Origin of the sequence: Thiohalocapsa sp., from assembly GCF_019695415.1 — a bacterium.
In the GTDB taxonomy this organism is placed as follows: Bacteria; Pseudomonadota; Gammaproteobacteria; order Chromatiales; family Chromatiaceae; genus Thiohalocapsa.
Genome location: NZ_JAIFKJ010000230.1, coordinates 1 through 3,245, shown reverse-complemented (window position 1 = coordinate 3,245; position 3,245 = coordinate 1). Strand labels below are relative to the sequence as shown.

3 protein-coding genes are annotated in these 3,245 nt (G+C 67.2%); all 3 read right to left on the bottom strand.

The genetic code is table 11. The features are described 5' to 3' along the window. Positions 1 to 89 precede the first annotated feature (89 nt). The 3 genes from I6U14_RS06610 to I6U14_RS06600 all read right to left on the bottom strand — a co-directional run bounded on the left by I6U14_RS06610 (position 90) and on the right by I6U14_RS06600 (position 2,889). Entirely contained in the window at positions 90 to 1,982 is a 1,893-nt protein-coding gene (locus tag I6U14_RS06610; RefSeq protein WP_296897875.1) for an amidohydrolase family protein, read from the bottom strand. 160 nt (positions 1,983 to 2,142) lie between these two features. Continuing rightward, positions 2,143 to 2,427: a hypothetical protein gene (locus I6U14_RS06605; RefSeq protein WP_296897873.1), complete on the bottom strand. Its 285-nt coding sequence runs from the start codon at positions 2,425 to 2,427 to the stop codon at positions 2,143 to 2,145. A 6-nt stretch (positions 2,428 to 2,433) separates the two neighbouring features. After that, positions 2,434 to 2,889, bottom strand: coding sequence for a hypothetical protein (locus I6U14_RS06600; RefSeq protein WP_296897871.1), 456 nt, complete (start codon positions 2,887 to 2,889; stop codon positions 2,434 to 2,436). Between the last annotated feature and the right edge of the window lie 356 nt (positions 2,890 to 3,245).

Sequence of the window (3,245 nt, the reverse complement as noted above, 5' to 3'; positions counted from 1 at the left end):
ACGGCGATCCGCTGGGCCGTCGAGGAGCCGGCAGCGGCCTATGGATGCTGAGAGGTTGCGAAGAAAGCCCGCCGACGATGACCGGACGATCAACGCCCTGCCGAGGCCATGCCGTCGGAGATGGAGAGGAACAGGTCTGACAGGCAGGCGGTGGTGACGGCCTTCTCTCTTCCAATGACGCGTGACCAGGCGCTCGGCTGGATCATGCGCGGTGTATGGCTGGCACGCGCAAGCGCCGCCATGGCGCGGGTGAAAGCTGGATTCTCAGCAGTCGTCCGCGTCGGGGCGTCAAGGCGAAAGACCGTGCGGCCTTCCTTGATAGTCTCCATCACCTCCAGGGTATCCAGCGTCTCTGGGTCTACGGCGGTGGGGTCCGCTGACAGGATCACGAAGTCGGCGAGCTTGCCCGGCTCCAAAGAGCCCTTGGTCGCTTCCTCGAAGTGCTGGTACGCGGGCCAGATGGTCATGGCCTTGAGCGCCGTGATCACGTCGACCCGCTGCTCCGGCCCGACCACCACGCCCGAGCCCCGCGCGCGGCGGGTGACGGTGGCATCGAGCACGCGCATTGAGTCCGGAAAGGCGACCGGCGCGTCGTGGTGGCTGGTGAAAATCATGTCGCGCTCCAGCACCCAGCCCGTGGGCGAGATGTTCTGCCCCTTCTCCGGGCCGACGGTGTGCTCCAGGTGCCAGTCACCCCAGTAGAACGTGTGCATTGGGAACAGCGACGGGATCACGCCCAGCACCTTGAAGTCATCGAGCTGGTCGGCCCTTACGAACTGCCCGTGAATCAGCACCGGGCGCAGCGCATCGGCCTCCGGATGCTTGGCCGCGGCGGCGCGCTGGGCGGCGATGAGCAGGTCCATGGCGCGCTCGCCGTTGGCATGTGTGATGAGCTGGATATCGTTTTCGGCAGCCCATAAGGCGGCGTCGAAGACCTGCTCCGCGGTGGCCGCCGCATAGCCGGAGTAGCCGGGCGGATAGTCGCCGACGACCTTGTAGTAAGGCTCGTCGCGCCAGGCGGTGAATCCCTGTGGGCTGCCATCGATAGTGAGCTTGGCGCCGCCGATGCGAAGGCGCTCTTGGTATGCGCTGCTGGCGCTGTTCTTGATGAAGTCGCGGTCGATGAGAATGTCCGGATAGGTCACGACGTCGATGGCGAAGCCGCCCTCATCCGCGACCTCCCGCATGATGCGCACGGTGTCCGGCGAGGACCGGCCCTCCTGCGCCGTGGTGTAGCCGAAGCGCGCCCAGAGCTCGCTGCCCGCACGCGCAAAGGCCTTGAAGCCGTCGGCGCCGATGGCGGGCAGAATCTTGAACAGCGCGCTGAACATGGCCAGCTCCTCCAGCACGCCGTTCGGCTCGTCGCTGCCCGCGCGGCGGCGGATGACTCCGCCCTCAGGGTCCTTGCTGGACGCGGAGATGCCGGCCATCTCCAGCCCCTTACTGTTCAGTGCCGCGAGATGGCCGGACTGATGAATGATCAGGATGGGATGGTCGCTGGAGACGGCATCCAAGTCGTCGCGGGTGGGATGCCGCAGTTCCTCGAGCTGGGCGTTGTCGTAGCCGAAGCCGATGATCAGCTTCGCCCGGTCGACAGCCTCCTGGTTGGCCGCCACCCAGTCGCGCAGCACCTGCTGGAGCGAGGCGATGTCCGTCACCTCCCCATCCGGCGGCGCCAGCAGATTGGCGGAGAGCGCCTGCAGCCCGCCCATCATCACGTGGCCGTGGGCATCGACGAAGCCGGGCAGCAGCGCCCGCCCCTCCAGGTCGATGAGCTGCGTGTCCGATCCGCGCAGCTGCATCACCTCGTCGCGGCTGCCGACGGCAATGATCCGGCCGTCCTGCTCGGCGATGGCCTCGGCACGCATCGCCGCATCGTTCATGGTCAGGATGGGGCCGCCGCTCCAGATGCGGTCGGCGGTTTGGGCGACAGCGCAGGCGCTGGCGAGCAGCAGGGCGGCTGCCGTGGTGAATCGGATCATCGGAGTCTCCTAAGCGCAGCGAGGTGGGCAGCGAGCGGCGAAGGGTCAAGCATAGGCGCTGCCCGAGGACGCGTCGAACCCGCCCTGGGACAGGCCCGATCTGCCGTATCCTACTGGACCCGTATCGAGTCGATCGAGCTGTTCGTCGAGGACTGGCGCGCTAGCCATACCCCATCTGCCCCGGCAGCCACAGCACGATGCCGGGGAAGGCGATGAGCACGGCGATGGTAAGCACATCGGCGACGAAGAAGGGCGTGACACCGCGGAAGACGTCCTGCACCGAGCATTCCGGGCGCACGCCGGCCACCACGAAGCAGTTGAGGCCGATGGGCACACTGGTGCCGACGGCCCCGAGCTTGCCGAGCACCCCGATGACCCCGCCCGGGCCGCGCACCCGTAGCCCGGAGAAATCCTCCAGGTCAGCCGGCGGCTCGCCCTTGCCCACCAGGTTCTACTGTGGCATCGGCGTGGGCATGAGCAGGGTCGCGTTCCAACGCGCGAGGTCGGCAACGACAATGGGATGCTCGTGCACGGCCTGCTGGATCTCCGCGGTGCGTGCGAGCGACACATCGCGGGCGAACGGCAGCTCCGTCACCGTGATGGTTGGATTCTTGTCGCGGTGGTAGAAGCTGCAGAACTGCGCCATCTCGAAGGCGCCGATGGCGATGCCATCCAGGTTCTCCCGCGCCTTGGAGAGGCCGCCATAGGAGATGTTAAGCCGGAAGTCCCCGTGCGTTTTCGCCTCAACCAGCTCGGCGAGCTTCTCGACGTTCTCGGTGAAGGCGCGGCGCTTGCCCCAGAGCGAGACGTTCCACTCGGTGGCAGCGGCAACCTCGCTCGCCGTCAGTACGCCGGCCATCAGGGCAGCGGTGAGGACGGCATAAGCCGGCGCGGAGCGGTGTGGCATCGGATCATCCTCCAAATCGTCGTGCACCGGTCGCGAGCCGGTGACGTGTCGGCGCGTTGCTCGGGGCGACGCCCCAAGTACCTTGCGAGAGCCGATCTTGGCATGCCGCCCTGTTCTGGGCCAGACTTGCGGTGGTACCGTTCGCTGAACGCTCTGCCGCCGCGCCTCGACGCGCCACAGGACCATGCACGCCCGCTCCCGACCCACGCGCTATGACCAGCTGCTGACACGCCCATGAGCCGCTCGCTGGTTGTCATTGCCGCCCTGTTCGGCCTCATCGCCGTCCTTTTCGGGGCCTTCGGCGCCCATGGCCTGGAGGGTCGGGTGAGTGCGGAACGGCTCGCCGTCTGGGAGAC

Bases quoted from the DNA above. Each gene is read 5' to 3' on its own strand.
- I6U14_RS06610 (WP_296897875.1), bottom strand. From the start codon at position 1,982: ATGATCCGATTCACCACGGCAGCCGCCCTGCTGCTCGCCAGCGCCTGC.
- I6U14_RS06600 (WP_296897871.1), bottom strand. From the start codon at position 2,889: ATGCCACACCGCTCCGCGCCGGCTTATGCCGTCCTCACCGCTGCCCTG.